The organism is Vibrio sp. 10N.222.48.A3 (assembly GCF_041475345.1).
Taxonomy (GTDB): domain Bacteria; phylum Pseudomonadota; class Gammaproteobacteria; order Enterobacterales; family Vibrionaceae; genus Vibrio; species Vibrio tasmaniensis_A.
Genome location: NZ_JBFRVX010000936.1, coordinates 1 through 1,109 on the forward strand (window position 1 = coordinate 1; position 1,109 = coordinate 1,109).

The 1,109-nt window shown below is 45.4% G+C and carries 1 protein-coding gene and 1 pseudogene; both read left to right on the forward strand.

Annotated features, from left to right (window positions below; all coding sequences use genetic code 11):
- Positions 1-20: 20 nt before the first annotated feature.
- Positions 21-797, forward strand: a complete 777-nt coding sequence (locus AB4653_RS22080) for an SDR family NAD(P)-dependent oxidoreductase (protein ID WP_004733530.1) — start codon at positions 21-23, stop codon at positions 795-797.
- Between the two features lie 183 nt (positions 798-980).
- Positions 981-1,109 (forward strand): annotated as a pseudogene (locus AB4653_RS22085) (GntR family transcriptional regulator); the annotation flags it as partial.

Consider the following 1,109-nt stretch of genomic DNA (forward strand, 5'->3'; position numbering starts at 1 on the left):
CTACAATATAGGCGACTCTGATGTTTAACGATTTAAAAGGCAAACGCATTTTAATTACTGGCTCTACTGCTGGTATGGGCTTAGCTACTGCACGCATTTTTGCAAAGTACGGCGCAAAGATTGGCATCAATAGTCGTGCTTTCAGCCCAAAAGTCGATGACGTTCTCACCGAACTCACCGCATTGGGTGGCGATGTTGCGTTTTTTCCTGCAAACCTAATGGACACATTAGAGTGCGAAAGGTTAGTCAAAGAGTTCACCGACCATTTTGGCGGCATGGATGTGTTGATTAACAACGCTGGTGGCCTTGGTGGGCGTGCAAGTCTAGAAAATATCGATGACGAGTTTTATGAGCGTGTGATGAACCTAAATGTTCGATCCGCGCTGATGACAACTAAGTTCTCTATCCCACACTTGCGTGCATCTGCTGCTTTGTCGGGGCAAACATCGTGTGTGATTAGCACGGGCTCTATTGCCGCTCGCGAAGGCGGTGGTGTGGGTGCTGGCGTCTATGCCGCATCTAAAGCTTGGTTGCACGACATTCACCGCAATTGGGTGAAAGAGTTCGCGCAAGACAATATCCGTTTCAACATTGTTTCACCGGGCACTATCGACACCGCATTTCACGATGGCAAAAGCGACGATCTGAAAGCGACCATTGCTAACAACATTCCAATGGGACGCTTTGGCAATATTGATGAAGTTGCCCCTTCATTTGCTTTCTTTGCATCGCACGCTTGTAGCGGGTACATCACAGGACAAATCCTAGATGTTAACGGCGGACAAATAACGCCCTAGCTAGCTGACTGATATAAGCTCACTAAGTTATATAAAGTCGTTAAGATCGTCACACTAAATAAGGTCATCAGACCCAAATAGATGAGGGAAAACCTCACACTAAATTCGACGTATACACTGACTCTAAGCGCCAGATTCGTCTGGCTTTTTTTGTTTTCAAAGTTTCAATTTCAGGTGGTTTAAATGTCAATATTTACATTGGTGGAAGATTCAAGCCGCCGAATTCATGTTCAAGTCGCGAGACAAATTGCTCGCAAAATCTTGTCTGGCGAGTTGAAAGAAAATCAGAAGTTACCTAGCGAAATGGAGTTG